This is a genomic window from uncultured Amnibacterium sp. (assembly GCF_964245895.1).
In the GTDB taxonomy this organism is placed as follows: domain Bacteria; phylum Actinomycetota; class Actinomycetes; order Actinomycetales; family Microbacteriaceae; genus Amnibacterium.
In genome coordinates, this window is record NZ_CAXTOQ010000067.1 from 1 (window position 1) to 17,821 (window position 17,821).

Here is a 17,821-nt window from a genome sequence, read left to right on the forward strand (position 1 = left end):
CGCCTCGCCGTCGACCGCGACGAGCACGAGCGTGCGGCCCGCCGCCTCCAGCGTCGCGACGGCGGCGTCGAGCGCGGCCGGCACCGGCACGTCGTGCTCGACGAGGAGGCGGCGCGAGCCGGCGAGCTCGCGGCGCCCGGAGACCGTGCCGGCGGCCCCCAGCCCGGCGAGGGCGGTGAAGCCGTCGACCGGCTCGGGCCGGCCGACCTCCGCGGCCGCCGCGGCGGCGACGGCGCGGCCGATCGCGTGCTCCGAGCCCTGCTCCAGCGCGCCGGCGAGGCCGAGCAGCTCGAGGCGGGAGGTGCCGGGCAGCGCCTCGACGTCCGCGACGGTGAAGGCGCCCGTCGTGACCGTGCCGGTCTTGTCGAGCACGACGGTGTCGATGCGGCCGCTCGCCTCCAGGGCGTCCTGCCCCTTGACGAGGATGCCGAGCTGACCGCCGCGCCCCACGCCGACCATCAGCGCGGTGGGGGTCGCGAGCCCGAGCGCGCACGGGCAGGCGATGATCAGCACGGCGATCCCGATGCCGATCGCGGCGCCCACGGGCGCGCCGGCGAGCAGCCAGCCGAGCGTCACGAGCACGGCGAGCGCGATGACGGCGGGGATGAACACGCGGGTGACGCGGTCGACGAGGCGGGTGACCTTCGCCTTCCGCCGCTGCGCCTCCTCCGCGATCGCGGCGAGCTGCGCGAGGCGGGTGTGCTGGCCCACGCGCTCCGCCACGACCGTCAGCGCCCCGCCGCCGTTGATCGTGCCGGCGGCGACCTGGTCGCCCGGCCCGACCTCGGCGGGGGCGGTTTCGCCGGTCATCGTGCTGGTGTCGATGGAGGAGCGGCCCGCCTGCACCGCGCCGTCGACCGGCACCGCGGCGCCCGGCCGGACCACGACCACGTCGCCGCGGCGCACCCGGCCGGCGGGCACCTCCACGTCGCCGTCCGGCGTGCGCAGCAGCACCGACCTGGCGGCGAGGCCGGAGATCGCGTGCAGCACGTCCCCGGCGCGGCGGCGGGAGCGGGTCTCGAAGTACCGCCCGCCCAGCTGGAAGGTGACCATCCCCGCGGCGACGTCGAGGTAGATCGCGTCCGCCCCCGGCGGCGTCGGCCCGAAGCCGATCCAGTAGCCGGCCGCGGACGGCCCGCCGACCAGCACGACGATCGCCCACGCGAAGGACACGAGCGCGCCGAGCGACACGAGGGTGTCCATGCTCAGCGAGCGCGCGCGCAGGTTGCGCAGCGTCGCCCGGTGGAACGGCCACGCCGCCCAGGTGACGATCGGCACCGCGAGCAGCACGCAGACCAGCTGCCACCCCGGGAACCGCCACGCGGGCACGAGCGCGAGCAGGATCGTCAGGTCGCAGAGCGGCACGCTGAGCAGCGCGGAGACCGTCAGCCGGCGGCGGAGGGAGTCGATGCGGTCGGTCGTCGCGCGGCGGGACCACTCGTCGTCGCCGGGCACGTGCGGGGCGGCGTCGTAGCCGGCCTTCTGCACCGTCGCGACGGCGAGGGCGACCTGCCCCTGCAGGCCGACGACGGTCGCGCGCTCGGTCGCGAAGTTCACGGAGGCGGTGACGCCGTCGAGCCGGTTCAGCTTGCGCTCGATCGTGTTCGCGCACGCGGAGCAGGTCATGCCCGCCACGTCGAGCTCGACCACGTCCTCCAGGGCGCGCACGTCCGGCTGCTCGGTGAGCGTCGTCACGGCCGCCTCCTCCCGGGTCGGGTCCATCCGCTACGAATTGTAGAATCGCCCGGCCGCACCGCATCGCCCAGTTGGGAACCCGCATGAGCACCGACGTCGCCGCAGCCGCCGCCGTCGGCGAGCGGTCCGCGGACCTCGGGCCGACGCGCCGGGCGCGCTCCCTGCTGCCGCTCGCCGCCGCGGGCCTGCTGCCGGTCGCCGTCGTCGGGGTCGCCGCGGTGCTGCTCGGCGGGCAGCCGTACGCGGCGCTCGGGCGCAACGTGCCGAGCATCGACACCCCGCTGGCGAGCTCGCTGCTGCACGGCGTCGTGGCGGTCGCCGCCGCCTGGTGCATCGGCTCCCTCGCCTACGTGGTGCTCGGCAGGCAGCGCTCCGGAGCCGACCGGATGACGGTCGACCACTACACCGACGCCCGGCCCGTGCTGTGGGCCGCGGCGGTCTGGACGGTCGCCGCCGCGGCCCTCGTGCTGGTGGACGCCGCCGACGCGGGCGGCCAGCCGCTGTCCCGCCTCCTCGTGCCCGGCGCCGCCGGGTACCTGGTGTCCGCCTCCGCCCTGCCGACCGCGTGGATCGTGACCGCCGTGCTCGCCGCAGCGATCGCGGTCGGCGCCTTCCTGGCGCACTCCTGGCAGGCGCTCGCGGCGCTGCTCGCCGTCGCGCTGGTCGCGGTGCTGCCCCCGGTCGTCGTGACGCAGGTGCTCGTCGGGCCGAACCACGACTTCGGCAGCGACGCCGGGATCGTCGGCACGCCGGCGGCCGCGGTGCTCGTCGGCCTGGTCGCGGTGCTGCGGCACCGGCTGACGCGCGGCCCGCTGCCCGGTCCCGTCTCCCTGCGGCGCTCGTGGGTCGTGCTGGCGATCGCCTGGGTCGCGTGCCTCGCGGCGGAGGTGGTGCTCGCGCTGTTCGAGCTGGTCGGCTCCCCGCTGCTCGGCACCCCGACCGCCTGGCTCCTCGTCGCGCGCTTCGCGCTGCTCGCCGTCCTGCTGCTGCCGATCGCGCGCGGGCTGCGGGCGACGGGCGCGGTCGCTGCGCCGGCCGACGCGCGCCGGGCGTCGGCCACCTGGTCCGGCCTCGCGCTCCTCCTGGCCGCACTGCTGGTCGCCGTCGGCCTGGTGCTCAGCCGGATCCCGCCGCCGCAGTACTTCGTGCCGACGTCGCCGAACCAGATCGTGTTCGGCTACGACCTGGTGTCGCCGCCGACCCTCGCGGTGCTCGCGCTCGACTGGCGGCCCAACCTGCTGTTCCTGCTGGTGTCGCTGGCCGGCGCGGGCCTCTACCTGGCCGGCGTCGTGGTGCTGCGCCGCCGCGGCGACGCCTGGCCGGTCGGCCGCACCGTCGCCTGGCTGCTGGGCTGGGCGGTCGTCGTGATCACCACGTCGAGCGGGCTCGGCAAGTACTCGAGCGCCGTCTTCAGCCTGCACATGATCCTGCACATGGCGCTGAACATGCTCGGGCCGCTGCTGCTCGTGCTCGGCGGCCCGATCACGCTCGCGCTGCGCGCCCTGCCCGCACACGGCCGGTCGAAGGCGGTGGGCATCCGGGAGTGGATCGTCGCGATGCTCGCGTGGCGGCTCACGCACGTGCTGTTCAACCCGCTGCTGGTGTTCGTGCGGTTCATCGGCGCGTACTACCTGCTGTACTTCACGCCGATCTTCGACTTCGCGCTGCGCTACCACTGGGCGCACCAGCTGATGAACGCCGAGTTCCTCGTGATCGGGGTGATGTTCTACGGCCTCGTGATCGGCGTCGACGCACCGCCGCGGCCGATCCCGCACATCGGCAAGCTGGGCATGGTGCTGGCGGCGATGCCGTTCCACGCCTTCTTCGGCGTCGCGGTCATGACGAGCCGGGAGGTGATCGCGGGCGACTTCTACCGCCAGCTCGCCGAGCCGTGGGCCGGCCCTCTCCTCGCCGACCAGGCCGTCGGCGGCGGCATCGCCTGGGGCGCGGGCGAGCTGCCGCTCGTCGTCGTGATCGTCGCGCTCGTCACGCAGTGGGCGCGGCAGGACAGCCGCGTCGCCGCCCGCACCGACCGGCACCTCGACCAGGGCACCGACGACAGCTGGGAGGCGTACAACGCCATGCTGGCGAAGCTCGACGCCCGCTCGCACCCGCAGCCCGCGTCCGCCGCGCCGCCTGCGCCTGCGCCGGCGCCGGCGCCGGCGCCGAGGGATCCGTCGGTCTGACCGGGCCCTTCGCGCCGAGCGCCGCGGCTGGGCAGGATCGGCCCCATGCGGGCGGCCGCGGACGCCCCGGTCGGGCCGGCACCGCCCGACGGCACCGGGGCAGGCGCCCGTGCCGGGACGGAGGCGCCCGTCAGCGGTGCGGGAGCACCGCGGCGAGGCGCGCCGCGCGAGCGGAGGTGAGCACCGCCTCCAGGGGCAGCGGCTCGCCGTCCGGGCCGGACAGCGGCACGCGCCAGTTCGGGTACTCGTCGATCGTGCCCGGCTGGTTCTGCGTGCGCCGGTCGCCGACCAGGTCGACGAGCGCCGCTCCGACCAGGCGCGCGGGCGTCAGGGTCAGGTAGCGGTGCAGCGCGAGCACCGTGTCCTCCTCCCCGGCGTCACGGCCGTCACGCCCTTCGGGCGCGCCGGAACCGGCGCCGGGGGCCCACGAGGCGTCGTCCGCGAGCAGGCCGCGGGAGCGCACCTCGTCGAGCCGGACGCGCTGCTCCGCGCGGTCCGCCGCCAGCTCCTCCTCCACGGGACGGGTGAGCAGCCCGAGCTCGGCGCGGAGGCGCACGTGCACGCCCTCCAGGTAGCCGGCGGTCGGCGGCAGGTCGTGCGTGGTCACCGACGCGAGGCACTGCTCGCGCCAGCGCTCGGCCGGCAGGGCGCCGCCGTCCGCGTTCTCGAACCAGAGGATCGAGGTGCCGAGGATGCCGCGGGAGGCGAAGTAGCCGCGCGCGGACGGGTCCACCACGCCGAGGTCCTCGCCGACGACGACCGCCCCCGCCCGCACGGCCTCGAGCGCGAGCACGCCGATCAGCGCCTCGTGGTCGTAGTAGACGTACGCGCCGTCGGACGCCTCCCGCCCCTCCGGCACCCACCACAGCCGGAACAGGCCGATGATGTGGTCGACCCGGACCCCGCCGGCGTGCCGCAGCACCGCGCGGATCACGTCGCGGAAGGGGGCGTAGGCGGACGCCTCGAGCGCGTCGGGGCGCCACGGCGGCTGCAGCCAGTTCTGGCCCAGCTGGTTGAACGGGTCCGGCGGCGCGCCGACCGAGACGCCGCGGGCGTACGCGTCGCCGAGGCGCCAGGCGTCCGCGCCGCCCGGGTGCACGCCGACCGCGAGGTCGTGCATCACCCCGATGCCCATGCCGCTGGTGATCGCCTTGTCCTGCGCGTGCGACAGCTGCTCGTCGAGCAGCCACTGCAGCCAGCAGACGAAGTCGATCTCGTCCCGGTGGTGCTCGGCGAGCTCGAGCACCACGGCGCCGTCGGGCTCCCGCAGCTCTTCCGGCCAGGTGCGCGCATCGGTGCCGTACCGCTCGGCGAGCACGTTCCAGGTCGCGAAGTCGGTGAGCGCCCCGCCCTCGCGGCGGCGGAACGCGGCGAGGTCCAGCTCGCGCCCCGCGGAGCGCGGCACCGCGAACAGCAGCCGCAGCGCCTCCCGCTTCGCCGCCCACGCGGTGTCGCGGTCGATCCGGTCGCCGCTCGCGCGCTCGTGGACCCGCCGGGCCAGCACCGTGAGCCGCGCCCGCGCCCTGGAGGGGAGCGCGGCGTGCTCCGGCACCGCCTCCACCCGCAGGTACAGCGGATTGAAGAACCGGCGGGAGGAGGGGAGGTACGGCGACGGCTCCATGGGCGGCACCGGCTCCGCCGCGTGCAGCGGGTTGACGAGCACGGAGTCGGCGCCGAGTTCGGCGCCCGCCCACACGGCGAGGTCGGTCAGGTCGGTCAGGTCGCCGACGCCCCACGATCCCGCCGAACGCACGCTGTACAGCTGGGTCGCGAGCACCCAGCCGCGCCGGTCGCCCATCCGCTGCGGGGCGCCGACCTGCGCGGGGGTGACGATCAGCGCGGCCTCGTGCACGTGCTCGTCCGACACGGCGAGCAGGCGGTGGTAGCCGAGCGGCAGGTCGCCCGGGATGCGGAAGGTGGCCTCGCCGATGCGCCGGCCGTCGACCTCCCGCGGCGCGACCCAGTGCTCGACCTGCTGCAGCTCGCGGCGGCCGCCGAGCTCCAGCTCGACCGTCAGCCGGGCCGGGGCGCCGTCGGGCACGTGCATCCAGACCAGCCGCTCGACGCCCGCGACCGCGGTCGTGCACGGCGGCAGCGTGTGCCGCCACGGCGCGTCCCACGTCGCCTGCAGCGCCGCCGCCGGATCCGTCGCGTCGAGGCCGAGCGCCGCGAGCACGGCGGTGAGCGTCTCCGCGGACACCGTCTGCGTCGCGCCCCGCCAGTCGGTGAAGGAGGTGGAGACGCCGTTCGCGTGCGCGAGGTCGACGAGGGGCTGGTCCGGCAGCGTCACCCTGCGATTCTGGCCCGGCGGCCTGAGCACGGTGGGGCGCCGCCCAGGCGGGCCCGGGAACACTCGGGGTGTGGCCCTTCCTCGCTCCACCCCGTCCGCCCAGGGCGTCGCCGCCTCCGGGATCGCCGCGTTCGTCGACGTGCTCGAGCAGCACCCGGGCATCGACCCGCACAGCCTGATGATCGTGCGGCACGGCTCGGTCGTCGCGGAGGGCTGGTGGGCGCCGTACTCGCCTGACCGCCTCCACCTGCTCTACTCGCTGAGCAAGACGTTCCTGTCCACCGCCGTCGGGTTCGCGGTGCAGGAGGGGCTGCTGTCGCTCGACGACGCGGTCGCCGACCACTTCCCGGAGTTCCGGGACGAGCTGCCGGAGGCGAGTCGCCGCATCCTCGTGCGGCACGCGCTCGCGATGGCGTCGGGGCACGACGCGGAGATGGCGCAGATCGCCGTGCAGACCGACCCGCGCGAACCGGTGCGCGGGTTCCTGCTGCACGCGCCCGAGCACGAGCCGGGCACCTGGTTCGCCTACAACCAGCCCGCGAACCACACGGTCGCGGCGATCCTGCAGCGCGCCGCCGGCATGGACCTCGTCGAGTACCTGCGGCCGCGCCTCCTCGACCCGCTGGACGTGCCGCCGGTGTCGTGGCAGGAGTACCCGCCGGGGCGCTCGCTCGGCTTCTCGGGCCTGCACGCGACGACGGAGACCATCGCGAAGCTGGGCCAGCTGCACCTCGCCGACGGCGTCTGGGAGGGGCGGCAGCTGCTGCCGGAGGGCTGGGCGGCGGAGGTGCGCACCAGCCGGGTGCCGACCGACCGGGAGGTCAACCCGGACTGGGCGCAGGGCTACGGCTTCCAGGTGTGGATGGCGCGGCACGGCTACCGGGGCGACGGCGCGTACGGCCAGTTCATGATGATCCTGCCCGAGCGCGACGCCGTGGTCGCGATCACCTCCGCGGAGGAGGACATGCAGGCCGTGGTCGACGCGGCGTGGACGCACCTGCTGCCCGCGTTCGGCGACGAGGGGGAGGGGGACGCGGCGGACGCGGCGCTCGCCGAGCGGCTGCGCGGGCTGGCGCTGCCCGCGAGCACCGGCGACGCGCAGCCCTCCGGGCCCGTCCCCACGGCGTGGACCGGACCCGAGCTGACGGCCGAGCGCACGGCGGACGGGACCGTCGTGCTGACGGACCGCGCGGGCCTGCGCGCGACGGTCCCGGTCGGCGCTGCCGGCTGGACGGTCGTCGAGGGCGACGCCCCGTCGCCGACGGTCGCGGTGTCCGGCGGCTGGCACGGCGACGCGGCGCTGATCGACGTCGTGTTCCTCGAGAGCCCGCACCGGGTCCGGGTCGACCTGCACGCGGACGGCACCCTCCGCGCGCGGTGGAGCACGACCCCGCTCGACTTCGTCGTCGGCGGCACCGTGCTGGGCCAGGGCGCCCCTCGCCCCCTCGGCTGATCCCCTTCGTTTCGAAGGCGTTCTGGCGCCCCGGCGTATCGGCGCAGGAACGGTGCAGCGCCAGAACGCCTTCAAAACGGAGGTCAATACGCTGGCGGGATGGCCCTCCCTCCCGTGACCGTGCTCGGCGGCGGCTCCCTCGGCTCCGCGATCCTCACCGGCCTCGCGGCCGCCGGCGTCGACGGGCTGCGCACGACCACCCGCACCGCGGCCTCCGCCGCGCGCTACGAGGGCACCGGCATCGCGGCGACCGCGCTGGAGGAGGACCCGCGCGCGAACCGCGTGGCGGTCGAGGGCGCGGGCATCGTGATCACCGGGGTGAAGCCGTACCAGACCGCCGACCTGCTGCGCGAGATCGGTCCGGCGCTCGCCCCCGACGCGGTCGTCGTGAGCCTCGCGGTCGGCACCCCGCTCGCGCCCCTGGAGGCCGCGCTGCCGACCGGGGCGCAGGTCGTGCGGGCGATGCCGAACACTCCTGTCCGCGTGCGGCGCGGGGTCACCGGGCTCGCCAGGGGCGCCGCGGTCACGGGTCCCGGCTTCGCCGCCGTGGAGGCGCTGTTCGGGCTGCTCGGGGAGGTCGTCGTGCTGGACGACGACCGGATCGACCGCATCTCGACGATCTCGGGCAGCGGCCCGGCCTACGTCTACCTCCTGCTGGAGCGGTTCGCGGACGCGGCCGTCGGCCTCGGCTTCGAGCGGGGGGACGCGGAGCGCACGGTCGCGGCGACGTTCTCGGGCGCCCTCGCGCTGCTGGAGGCGTCGGGGGAGTCGCCTGCCGAGCTGCGCCGCGGGGTGACGAGCCCGAACGGCACGACGGCGGCCGCGGTCGCCGTGCTCGAGCAGCGCGACCTCGGCGGCCTCATCGCCGACGCGCTCGCCGGCGCCCTCCGCCGCGCGGACGAGCTCGCCGGCCGCTGAAGGTCAGGTCGCGCCCTGCGGCGGGTGGAGGAGCAGGTCGACCCGCTCCGCGAGGTACGCCTCCAGGTCGCGGGCCGCGTCGTCGCCGGCGGAGACGCTCCAGCGCACCAGCGCCCGGTCGCCGCGGAGGAACAGCGGGCCGGTCGCCCGCCCGAGCGCGCCGAGGTCGATCCGCGGCGCGTCGAAGTTGACCGTCGCGCCCTGCGGGAACGGGCCGCGGTGCGCCGCGGCGCGCACCTCCCGCCGCGCCTCCGTCGACGCCGCCATGTGCCCGGGGTGCCCAGGCGGTATCGCGCGGGTCACGGACCCGGTCGCCCGGACCGAGCCGTCCGCGCCGAGCAGCAGCACGCCGAGCCGCCAGCCGCGGCCCACCGGCACGAGGCGCGCACGGCGCGTGATGCCGAGCCGCCGGGTCGCCGGCACGAGGTCCGCGACCGCCTCGTCGGGCACCCCCGCCTCCCGCAGCCGGGCCGCGGCGGCGGCCAGCAGCGCGCGGACCCCCTCCACCTGGTGCCCGTCGCGCTGAGGGTCCGCCACGCCGCCGACGCTAACCCCCTCGGTCTGGGGGTACGCAGGCGGCCGATCCGTCGGCGCCGCGGCGGCGAATACCGATCAGCGACGGTCACCATGAGATGTCGCCCATCCGCCGGTCACGGGGCGCCGGAGCATGTCCGACACGAATGGAGCAGCGTGCGCCACAACAAGCATCGCCACCTCGAGCAGGAGGAGGTCATCACGGCCGCCGTCGGCGTCGCGTTCGACGTCGGCCTGCACGCCGTGACGGCGGAGGCGGTCGGCGCGCGGCTGTCCGCGCCGGCGAAGTCCGTGCTCGCGCTGTGGCCCGACATCGAGGCGCTGGTCGCCGTCACGTTCTCCCGCATCGTCGCCGCCGAGCTGGCGGAGGTGAAGCGGGCCGTGCTCGCGAACCCGTCGCCGCGGCAGCAGCTGACCGTGCTGCTCGAGACCCTCGCGGAGCCCGTGCGGCTCGACGTCGACGCCGTCTGGCTCGAGTCGTGGAGCCTCGGCCGCCGCAACGAGGCGCTCGGCGCCGTCGTCCGCAGCGAGGAGGGCGCGTGGCACACCTTCGTCGCCGCCGTCATCCGCCGCGGCGTCAAGTCCGGCGACTTCATGGAGGTCGACCCGGACGAGATCGCCGCCCACCTGCTGGCCACGATCGACGGCGTCAACGCCTACTCGCTCGTCGGCTACCGCAGCGACCTCGACCGCCTCCGCCTGCTGCACGCGGTCGCCCGCACCCACCTCGGCGCCGGCTCCTTCGCCGCGGACCCGGAGCGGGAGCCCGTCAGCGCGATCTGATCCCGGCACGGCATGCTGCCGTCGTGCTGTCGCGGTTCCTCGAGCTCCTCGCCGGGCTGCGCGCCGACACGCCCCCGGACGCGGAGTTCCTCTACGACGCCGCGACGGAGGCGGGCGCGCTGCGGCTCGGGAACCTCTCCCGGTACCTCGAGCTGACCGCCGGCGCGACGACGCTGCTGGTCGGGGAGGCGCCCGGCTGGCGCGGCGCGACCATCACCGGCGTGCCGTTCATGAGCGTCCGCGAGCTGACCGCCCGGCCCGGGATCCTGACCGGCCGGGCGGAGGGGGACGGCTTCGTCGCGCCGCCCGATCCCGCCGCGGGCTGGGAGCTGTCCGCGTCGATCGTGCAGAAGGCCCTGCGCGGCTGGCCGGTGCCGCCCGTGAGCTGGCCCGTCTACCCGAACCACCCGTTCGTCGCGGGCGACCGCGCGACGAACCGGCCGCCGCGGGTGCCGGAGGTGCGGGCCGGCGCCCCGATCGCCCTCGAGCTGGTGCGGGCGCTCGGCATCCGCCGCGTCGTCGCGATCGGGAGGAAGGCGGAGCACGCGCTCGCCGCCGCCGGCATCGAGGCGACCGCCGTGCGGCACCCGGCGCAGGGCGGGGCCGCGCTGTTCGCGGCGGGGATGGCGGCCCTCGGCCGCGAGGCGGCGTGAGCGCGCCGGAGGGCTCCGCCGCGCTCGACGGCGCCCTGCCGGCGCTCGCGTGCCCGGTGTGCCTCGCCCCGCTCGCGCGGCACGGCGCGTCCCTCCGCTGCACGGCCGGGCACGCGTTCGACGTCGCGCGGCAGGGCTACGCCGCGCTCGCCACCGGCTCGACCGTGCCGGGCGACACCGCGGCGATGGTCGCCGACCGCGTCGCGTTCCTGGCGGCCGGCCACTACGCCGCGATCCACGAGGCCGTCGCCGCGACCGTGCCGGCCGCCGCGCACCGGATCGCGGACCTCGCCTGCGGGCCCGCCACCTACCTCGCCCGCGCGCTCGACGCGGCGCCGGAGGCGCTCGGGGTCGGCATCGACGTGTCCGCGGCCGCCGCCCGGGCCGCGGCGAAGGCGCACCCGCGGGCCGCGGCGGCGACCGCCGACCTGCGCCGCCGCGTCCCGCTCGCCACCGCGTCGATCGACGCCGCCCTGGTCGTCTTCGGTCCCCGGGACGGCGCGGAGCTCGACCGCGTGCTCGCGCCCGGCGGCACGGCGACCGTCGTCGTGCCGGAGGAGGACCACCTCGCCCAGCTGCGCGAGCCGTTCGGCATGCTCGGGCTCGCGCCCGACAAGGAGCGCCGCCTGGTCGAGCGGATGCGGCCGCTCGCGCCGCAGGGGTCCCAGGTGGTGCGTGAGCGACGCCTCCTCGATCCGGAGGACGTCGCCCGCGTGGTGCTGATGGGGCCGAGCGGCCACCACCTCGAAGCGGACCGCGTGCGGGCGGAGGCGGCGGCGCTCGGACCCCTCCCGGTCACCGTGGCGGTCCGCGTCGTCGTCTTCGGCCGCTGAGCACCGCCGCGCGGCCGAGCGAGCCGCAGAGGATCCCATCCGCGGACCCGTACCGTGCCGGGGTGACGCCAGCCCCGGACCGCGCCACCCCCGCCGAGCCCCGCACCGACGGCTACGCCGACCTGCGCGGCTACGCGGCGATCGGCGACGGCCGCACGGTCGCCCTGATCGCCCGCGACGGCCGGATCGACTGGCTGCCGGTGCCGTCGCTCGACTCCCGGCCGCTGTTCGCTGCCGTGCTCGACGCGGAGGCGGGCGGGCACTTCGCGCTGCAGCCCGCGGAGGCGTTCACCGCGACGCGGGAGTACGTGGACGGCACGAACGTGCTGCGCACCCGGTTCACGACCCGGTCCGGCGTCGCCGTGGTGACCGACGCGCTCGTCACCGGCATCGCCGGCCGCCTGCCGTGGATGCAGCTGGTGCGCCGCATCGACGGGGTCGATGGCGAGGTCGCGATGTCCTGGATCGTCGCTCCCGGCAACGTGCTGGGGGACCACGAGGTCACCCGGTTCGACACCGGCAGCGTCCCGCTGATCCGGGCGGGCGACACGAACATCACCCTCACCGGCTCCCGCGTCGGCCGGCTCGACCCGGTGCATCCGGGCAACGGGCCCGCGACCGACTGGGGTCCCGACTTCCGCGGCGCGTTCGCCACGTCGCCGGGCTCGCGCCACGTGCTGTGCCTCGCCGGCACGGAGGCGGAGCCGATCCGCGCGCCCGACCCCGCGATCGCGGACGGCTCCGTCGACCGCACCGTCGAGGGGTGGCAGGCCTGGTCGGAGGCCTTCACCTGGGACGGGCCGTGGGCCGAGCAGGTGCACCGCAGCACGCTCGCGCTCAAGCTGCTGCTCTACAGCCCCTCCGGCGCGATCGCGGCGGCCGCGACCACCTCCCTCCCCGAGTCCCTCGACGGCGGGAAGAACTGGGACTACCGGTACGCCTGGGTGCGCGACCTGGCGTACTCGGTCGACGCCTTCCTGCGGTTCGGGCTGCGGGAGGAGCCGCACGCGGCGGTGTCCTGGGTGCTGAAGGCGCTGAAGGAGAACACCAGCGACGGCATCGCGGTGTTCCTCTCGCTCGCCGGCGAGCCGACCGACGGCGTCCGCCGGGAGCAGGCGAGCGGCTGGCGGGGCATCGGCCCCGTCGTGTCCGGCAACCAGGCGGGCGGGCAGCTGCAGCTGGGCGTGTACGCCGATCTGATCTCGATCATGCGGGCGTACACCGCGGACGGCAACCTGCTCGACGGCACCTCCAGCGATCTGCTGGTACGGCTGGCCGACGAGGCGTGCGTGCGCTGGAAGCGCAAGGACTCGGGGATGTGGGAGCTGCCGGAGGAGCGGCACTACGTGTCGAGCAAGATGGGCTGCTGGCAGGCGCTCGACGCCGCGTGCTCGCTGCACGACATGGGCTACGTGCTGCCGCCCGCGGGCACGCGCGAGCGGTGGGAGAAGAACAAGCGGCTGATCCGGCGGTGGATCGACAAGCACGGCTGGGACGAGCGGCGGGGCACCTACGTCATGAGCAAGGGCGGGCGGGCGCTCGACGCCTCCGTGCTGCTGCACACCGTGAGCGGGTACGACCGGGGGGAGCGGATGTCGCGCACCATCGACGCGCTGCGGGAGGAGCTGGGTCGGGGCCCGCTGATCTACCGGTACTCGGGGATGGAGCGGGAGGAGGGCACCTTCCTCGCCTGCGCCTTCTGGACCGCCTCCGCGCTCGCCTGCGTGGGCCGGGTCGATGAGGCGACCGCGTTGATGGACGAGCTGGTGACCGTGCCGAACGACGTCGGGATCATGGCCGAGATGGTCGATGAGGGCTCGGGCGCGTTCCTCGGCAACCTGCCGCAGGCCCTCAGCCACCTCGCGCTGGTGCAGGCCGCGAGCGTGATCCGCGAGCTCTCCTGAGCGTGTTCGCGGATCCGGATCCGTTGCGCGGATCCGGATCAGCGGGGCGACACGCCGCGATCCCGCGGCCGCAGCCGGGGTGTCGCGAGATCCATCCGGATCCGCGAGAGATCAGCCGAGCGTCATCTGGAACCAGGCGACGTCCCACCAGCGGTCGTGCTTGAAGCCGACCTGCTTCCAGACGCCGGCGTCCACGAAGCCGAGCGCGCGGTGGAGGCCGACGCTGGCCTCGTTCGGCGGCACGACGCCCGCGATCACCGCGTGCAGCCCACGCTGCCGGAGGCGCTCGAGCAGCGCCTCCATCAGCGCCCGTCCCGTGCCGCTGCGGCGTAGGCCCTGGCGGAGGTAGACGGACGACTCGCACGACCGGTCGTAGGCGGGCCGCGGCCGCAGCGCGCCGGCGTACGCGTACCCGACGACCTCGCCGTCCTGCTCGGCGACGAGGTACGCGTGCCGGGCCTGCGCCTGCGCGATCCGGGCCGCGATCTCGAGGGCCGGCGGCGGCTCGAGCTCGAACGTCGCGGCGGTGTCGCGCACGTACGGCGCGTAGATCGCCGCGATCGCCGCCGCGTCCGCCTCCGTGGCATCGCGGATCATCCGCTCACGCTTCCTCGTTCAGGCTGAGATCGCGACACGCCGTCCGCCGCGCCCCGCGCTCCGGCGCGCCGGCCGATCCGCCCTTCACGACGAAGGGAGGAGGCGGCGGTCAGGACGCGGTCGACGGACTCGTGCTCGCCGATCGAGATGCGCAGGCCGTCGCCAGGGAAGGCGCGCACGACCACGCCGTGGTCGTGGAAGACGTCGTCGGCCACCGCGGAGCGCTCGCCGAGGCCGAGCCACAGGAAGTTGCCCTGCGCGTCCGGCACATCGAACCCGAGCGCCCGCAACCCGTCGACCAGGCGGCTCCGGGTCTCGACGATGTCGGCGACGCGGGCGGCGAGCAGGTCCTCGTGGTCGAGCGCGACGAGTCCCGCCAGCTGCGCCTGCCCCGTGACCGACAGCGGGATCGCGACCGCGCGGGCGGCGTCGAGGATGTGCTCCGGCCCGACGGCGTAGCCGAGCCGCAGCCCGGCCAGGCCCCACGCCTTCGAGAACGTGCGCAGCAGCACGAGGTTCGGGTACCGGCCGATCAGCGTGGACCCGTCCACCGCCTCCGGGGTCCGCACGAACTCGACGTACGCCTCGTCGAGCAGCACGAGCACGTCGGAGGGGATCCGCGCCATGAACCGCCCGAACTCGGCGGCGCCGACCGCGGGCCCGGTCGGGTTGTTCGGGGAGCAGACGAGGACCGCCCGCGTGCGATCGGTCACCGCGGCGGCCATCGCGTCGAGGTCGTGCCGCGCGTCGGCCGTGAGCGGCACCTGCACGCTCGTGCCGCCCGCGACGGTCACGAGGCCGGGGTACGCCTCGAACGACCGCCAGGCGTACACGACCTCGCTGCCCGGCTCGCAGACCGCGAGCAGGAACTGGCTCAGCAGCGCGACGGAGCCGGCGCCGAGGTGCACCTGCTGCGCGCTCACCCCGAACCGCTCGCCCAGCCGCGCGCGCAGCGCCGGGCCGGTCGCGTCCGGGTACCGGTTCACCTCCGCACGGGCCACCGCCTCGACGATCTCGACGAGCGGCGAGAAGGGGTTCTCGTTCGACGACAGCTTGTAGCCGTCCGCGACGGCCTGGCGCCCCTGCTTGTAGGCGGGCAGCGCGGCGATCTCGGCGCGCATGCGGACGGGGGAGTCGGCCATGCCCCCGAGGGTATTGCGCTCATCGAGGCCTCCTAGGCTCGGGGAGGTGCACGACGACGCGCTGTCCATCCCCGTCGACGAGGCCGCCGCGGCGGCCCTCGCCTCCAGCGGCCTGCGGATGGCGGTGCTCGATCCCGCCGACGACGCGGCCTTCCGCTCGTGGGCGGAGGCGGACGCGCGCGGCTTCCACGACGCGGCGCCGACCGAGGAGTTCCTGGCCGAGCTGCGCGGCGACTCGGTGCTGCAGCGCGCCGTCGGGGTCTACGACGACGGGATCGCGGATCCGGAGCTGCCGGTCGCGACGGTCGCCGCCTGGCCCGCCGCGCTGACCGTGCCGGGCGGCGAGGTGCACGGCTGGGCGATCAGCGCGGTGACCGTCGCCCCCACGCACCGCCGCCGCGGGATCGCGCGGCAGATGCTGGAGTCGGAGCTGCGGGTCGCGGTGGCGGCGGGGCTGCCGCTCGCGATCCTGACCGTGTCGGAGGCGACGATCTACGCGCGCTACGGCTTCGGCCCAGCGACGTGGTCGACGGACCTCGAGATCGATGCCCGCCGGGTCGGCTGGATCGGGGCGGACGCGCCCGGTCGCGTGCAGCAGATCCGCCGCGACGCCGCCGTCGCGCTCGCCCGCACCCTGCTGGAGGAGGTCCGGCGCACGACCGTCGGCGACGTGGAGGTGGTCGGGCACCGGTTCGAGCGGCTGCTCGGCGCCCCCTCCGACCCGGCGGAGCAGCGCAAGCGGCGGTTCATCCGCTACGACGACGAGTCGGGGACGCCCCGGGGCCTCGCCGTGTACCGGCTCGTCGAGGACGCGACCGACTTCGCCGGCCACACCGTCGAGGTGAACCAGCTGGTCGCCGCCACCGACGACGCGTACCGGGCGCTGTGGCACCACCTGCTCGAGCTGGACCTCGTCGGCACGGTGAAGGCGTGGCTGCGGTCGGTCGACGAGCCGCTGCGGTGGCTGGTCCGCGACCCGAGGAGGATCCGCACGACCGAGCTGCGCGAGCACCTCTGGGTCCGCGTGCTCGACCCCGTGGTGGCGCTCGCCGCGCGCTCCTACGCGGGCCCGGGGCGCCTCGGGCTGCGGATCTCGGATCCGCTCGGGCACGCCGACGGCACGTTCGCCCTCGAGGTCGACGAGGCCGGGCACGCGGTCGTCCGCGCCGGGGAGCCCGCGGAGGGGCCGCTGCTGGACGTGCCGATCGACCTGCTCGGCTCCCTGTACCTCGGCGGTGCCTCCGCGGTCGTGCTGGCCGCCTCCGGGCGCCTCCGCGAGCGCGACCCGGGCGACGCGGCGCTCGCCGACCGCCTCCTCCGCTCCGCGACCCCGCCGACCCTGACGACCTGGTTCTAGCCGCCAGCCTTCCCGTCCCCGAAGTCTTCAGCAGGACATTTCGAGGGCTTCAGCAGGACAGAACGGCGTCAGCAGGATGAAACGGCCGATTCCGTCCTGCCGTCCACGTCCTGTCCTGCTGAAGCCCTCGGCCTGTCCTGCTGAAGCCCTCGGCCGGGTCGGCTGGAGGGGCGGGCGGATCAGGCGGGGAGGTCGACGCCGGTCGCCCGGGCCAGGACGGCGAGCAGGGCGTCCTGGAACGCCTCGTCCTGCACGGCCGCGGCCGGGCGCTCCTCCGCGGAGTCCTTGAAGTACCGCCCGCTCACGGTCGCGGCGGGGTCGTCGCTGGTCGCGAGCCACACCTGCGTCGCCGCTCCCTGGTCGAGCGTTCCGGGCGCGCCGGACCCGCCCATGCGTGTCTTGATCCACCCCGGGTCGACGGCGTTGCTCAGGACGTCCGGCCACCGCCGCGCGACGGCGGCGGCGAGCGCGGCGTCCAGCAGCTTCGTGTCGCCGTAGGAGGGGGTGTCGAGCGCCGCCAGATCGGCGCTGCCGCTGCGGTGCATCCCGCTCGACAGGTAGATCAGCCGATCCGGTCGGGTCATCTGCGCGGTCAGGAGGTAGGGCGCCAGCACGTTCACCGCGAGCAGCGTCGAGCGGCCGTCCTCGGTGCGCCCGGCGCCGGAGCCGACGCCGGCGTTGTGGATCACGACGTCGAAGCGGCCGGAGGCGTTCGCCGCGTCCGCGAGCGCGCGGGTCTGCGCGTCGGACGAGAGGTCGCCGACCAGCACGTCGGCCGCGCCCGGCGCGGCCCCGCCGGTCTCGGCCGCGCGCGCGTCGCTGCGGGCGTGCAGCACCACATCGTGCCCCTGGTCGATCAAGCGCTGCCCGACGGCGAGCCCCAGGCCGTCGGCGGATCCGGTGACGAGGACGCGTGCCATGGCTCGAGGGTCGCCTCCCCTCCTGGGACCCGTTCTCGGGAAGGCGTGCGACGCCTCGGACGTTGTCCCCAGCAGATGCCCGCACAGCTGCTCGACCGCTCCGAACGCCGCCTCCCCGCCGCACCCCGCCTCTGGATCCCCCGGCACGTCCTGGTGACCCGCGCCGCCGCCGAGCGGCCCCACACCGCCGAGATCCTGCGCCGCGCGGCGGCGCTCGGCATCGACGACGTGGTGCTGCTGCGCGGCGACCGGCTGCCGACGGCGCCGAAGGGGGAGACGGAGCGGGAGGCCTACGCCCGCGCGAAGGCGACCATGGCGGTCGTCGTCGCGCCGCCCTCCGCGCTCGCGCCTCAGCCCATCCCGCCGTCCGCGGACTGGCGTCTCGATCTGGCCCGCGGCTGCCCGGCGCACTGCCAGTACTGCTACCTCGCGGGGTCGCTCTCCGGAGCGCCGATCACCCGGGTGCACGCGAACCTCGACGAGGTGCTGGCCCCCATCGCCGCGCTCACCGGCACCGGGTCCGTCACGACGGACGACGCGCGGCGCGGCGGCGAGG

The 17,821-nt window shown here is 75.9% G+C and carries 15 protein-coding genes; 9 read left to right on the forward strand and 6 right to left on the reverse strand.

The genetic code is table 11. From position 1 onward, the window contains the following. The coding region (locus ACFE60_RS10620; protein ID WP_375388828.1) for a heavy metal translocating P-type ATPase at positions 1-1,722 on the reverse strand (1,722 nt) is incomplete at its 3' end. A 56-nt stretch (positions 1,723-1,778) separates the two neighbouring features. Here ACFE60_RS10620 and ACFE60_RS10625 point away from each other — a divergent pair. Continuing rightward, positions 1,779-3,881, forward strand: coding sequence for a cytochrome c oxidase assembly protein (locus tag ACFE60_RS10625; RefSeq protein WP_375388829.1), 2,103 nt, complete (start codon positions 1,779-1,781; stop codon positions 3,879-3,881). 130 nt (positions 3,882-4,011) lie between these two features. Here the strand turns inward: ACFE60_RS10625 and malQ are convergent, their stop codons facing one another. Next, positions 4,012-6,171: a 4-alpha-glucanotransferase gene (malQ, locus tag ACFE60_RS10630; RefSeq protein WP_375388830.1), complete on the reverse strand. Its 2,160-nt coding sequence runs from the start codon at positions 6,169-6,171 to the stop codon at positions 4,012-4,014. A gap of 70 nt (positions 6,172-6,241) precedes the next feature. Between malQ and ACFE60_RS10635 the strand changes: the two genes are divergently transcribed. Both ACFE60_RS10635 and proC read left to right on the forward strand, forming a co-directional pair. Continuing rightward, the gene (locus tag ACFE60_RS10635) at positions 6,242-7,624 is read left to right on the forward strand and encodes a serine hydrolase domain-containing protein (RefSeq protein ID WP_375388831.1); all 1,383 of its coding nucleotides are present in this window, start codon (positions 6,242-6,244) and stop codon (positions 7,622-7,624) included. 99 nt (positions 7,625-7,723) lie between these two features. Continuing rightward, entirely contained in the window at positions 7,724-8,542 is an 819-nt protein-coding gene (gene proC, locus ACFE60_RS10640; RefSeq protein WP_375388832.1) for a pyrroline-5-carboxylate reductase, read from the forward strand. Between the two features lie 3 nt (positions 8,543-8,545). Here proC and ACFE60_RS10645 read toward each other — a convergent pair whose 3' ends face one another. Continuing rightward, a complete protein-coding gene (locus tag ACFE60_RS10645; protein ID WP_375388833.1) occupies positions 8,546-9,079 on the reverse strand; it encodes a hypothetical protein in 534 nt (177 codons plus the stop codon). Between the two features lie 153 nt (positions 9,080-9,232). Between ACFE60_RS10645 and ACFE60_RS10650 the strand changes: the two genes are divergently transcribed. From ACFE60_RS10650 to ACFE60_RS10665, 4 genes are all read left to right on the forward strand, one after another. Further along, positions 9,233-9,859, forward strand: a complete 627-nt coding sequence (locus ACFE60_RS10650; protein ID WP_375388834.1) for a TetR family transcriptional regulator C-terminal domain-containing protein — start codon at positions 9,233-9,235, stop codon at positions 9,857-9,859. A 23-nt stretch (positions 9,860-9,882) separates the two neighbouring features. Then, the gene (locus tag ACFE60_RS10655; protein ID WP_375388835.1) at positions 9,883-10,512 is read left to right on the forward strand and encodes a uracil-DNA glycosylase; all 630 of its coding nucleotides are present in this window, start codon (positions 9,883-9,885) and stop codon (positions 10,510-10,512) included. Then, positions 10,509-11,345, forward strand: a complete 837-nt coding sequence (locus ACFE60_RS10660) for a putative RNA methyltransferase (protein ID WP_375388836.1) — start codon at positions 10,509-10,511, stop codon at positions 11,343-11,345. Before ACFE60_RS10655 ends, ACFE60_RS10660 begins: the two co-directional genes overlap by 4 nt. A 62-nt stretch (positions 11,346-11,407) precedes the next feature. Further along, a complete protein-coding gene (locus ACFE60_RS10665; RefSeq protein WP_375388837.1) occupies positions 11,408-13,249 on the forward strand; it encodes a glycoside hydrolase family 15 protein in 1,842 nt (613 codons plus the stop codon). A gap of 111 nt (positions 13,250-13,360) precedes the next feature. Here the strand turns inward: ACFE60_RS10665 and ACFE60_RS10670 are convergent, their stop codons facing one another. Both ACFE60_RS10670 and ACFE60_RS10675 read right to left on the reverse strand, forming a co-directional pair. Continuing rightward, entirely contained in the window at positions 13,361-13,846 is a 486-nt protein-coding gene (locus ACFE60_RS10670; RefSeq protein ID WP_375388838.1) for a GNAT family N-acetyltransferase, read from the reverse strand. Then, positions 13,843-14,988, reverse strand: a complete 1,146-nt coding sequence (locus ACFE60_RS10675) for a histidinol-phosphate transaminase (protein WP_375388839.1) — start codon at positions 14,986-14,988, stop codon at positions 13,843-13,845. Before ACFE60_RS10675 ends, ACFE60_RS10670 begins: the two co-directional genes overlap by 4 nt. 46 nt (positions 14,989-15,034) lie before the next feature. Between ACFE60_RS10675 and ACFE60_RS10680 the strand changes: the two genes are divergently transcribed. Continuing rightward, positions 15,035-16,345 (forward strand): GNAT family N-acetyltransferase, encoded by a 1,311-nt coding sequence (locus ACFE60_RS10680; protein WP_375388840.1) that lies wholly within the window; start codon positions 15,035-15,037, stop codon positions 16,343-16,345. 179 nt (positions 16,346-16,524) lie between these two features. On the opposite strand, the gene ACFE60_RS10685 is transcribed toward ACFE60_RS10680, so the two are convergent. Next, complete coding sequence (locus ACFE60_RS10685) at positions 16,525-17,265, reverse strand: SDR family NAD(P)-dependent oxidoreductase (protein WP_375388841.1); 741 nt, start codon at positions 17,263-17,265, stop codon at positions 16,525-16,527. A 75-nt stretch (positions 17,266-17,340) separates the two neighbouring features. Here ACFE60_RS10685 and ACFE60_RS10690 point away from each other — a divergent pair. Next, on the forward strand, positions 17,341-17,821 hold a 481-nt coding region (locus ACFE60_RS10690), incomplete at its 3' end, for a spore photoproduct lyase family protein (protein ID WP_375388842.1).

Bases quoted from the DNA above. Each gene is read 5' to 3' on its own strand.
- ACFE60_RS10625 (WP_375388829.1), top strand. From the start codon at position 1,779: ATGAGCACCGACGTCGCCGCAGCCGCCGCCGTCGGCGAGCGGTCCGCG.
- proC (WP_375388832.1), top strand. From the start codon at position 7,724: ATGGCCCTCCCTCCCGTGACCGTGCTCGGCGGCGGCTCCCTCGGCTCC.
- ACFE60_RS10670 (WP_375388838.1), bottom strand. From the start codon at position 13,846: ATGATCCGCGATGCCACGGAGGCGGACGCGGCGGCGATCGCGGCGATC.
- ACFE60_RS10675 (WP_375388839.1), bottom strand. From the start codon at position 14,988: ATGGCCGACTCCCCCGTCCGCATGCGCGCCGAGATCGCCGCGCTGCCC.
- ACFE60_RS10685 (WP_375388841.1), bottom strand. From the start codon at position 17,265: ATGGCACGCGTCCTCGTCACCGGATCCGCCGACGGCCTGGGGCTCGCC.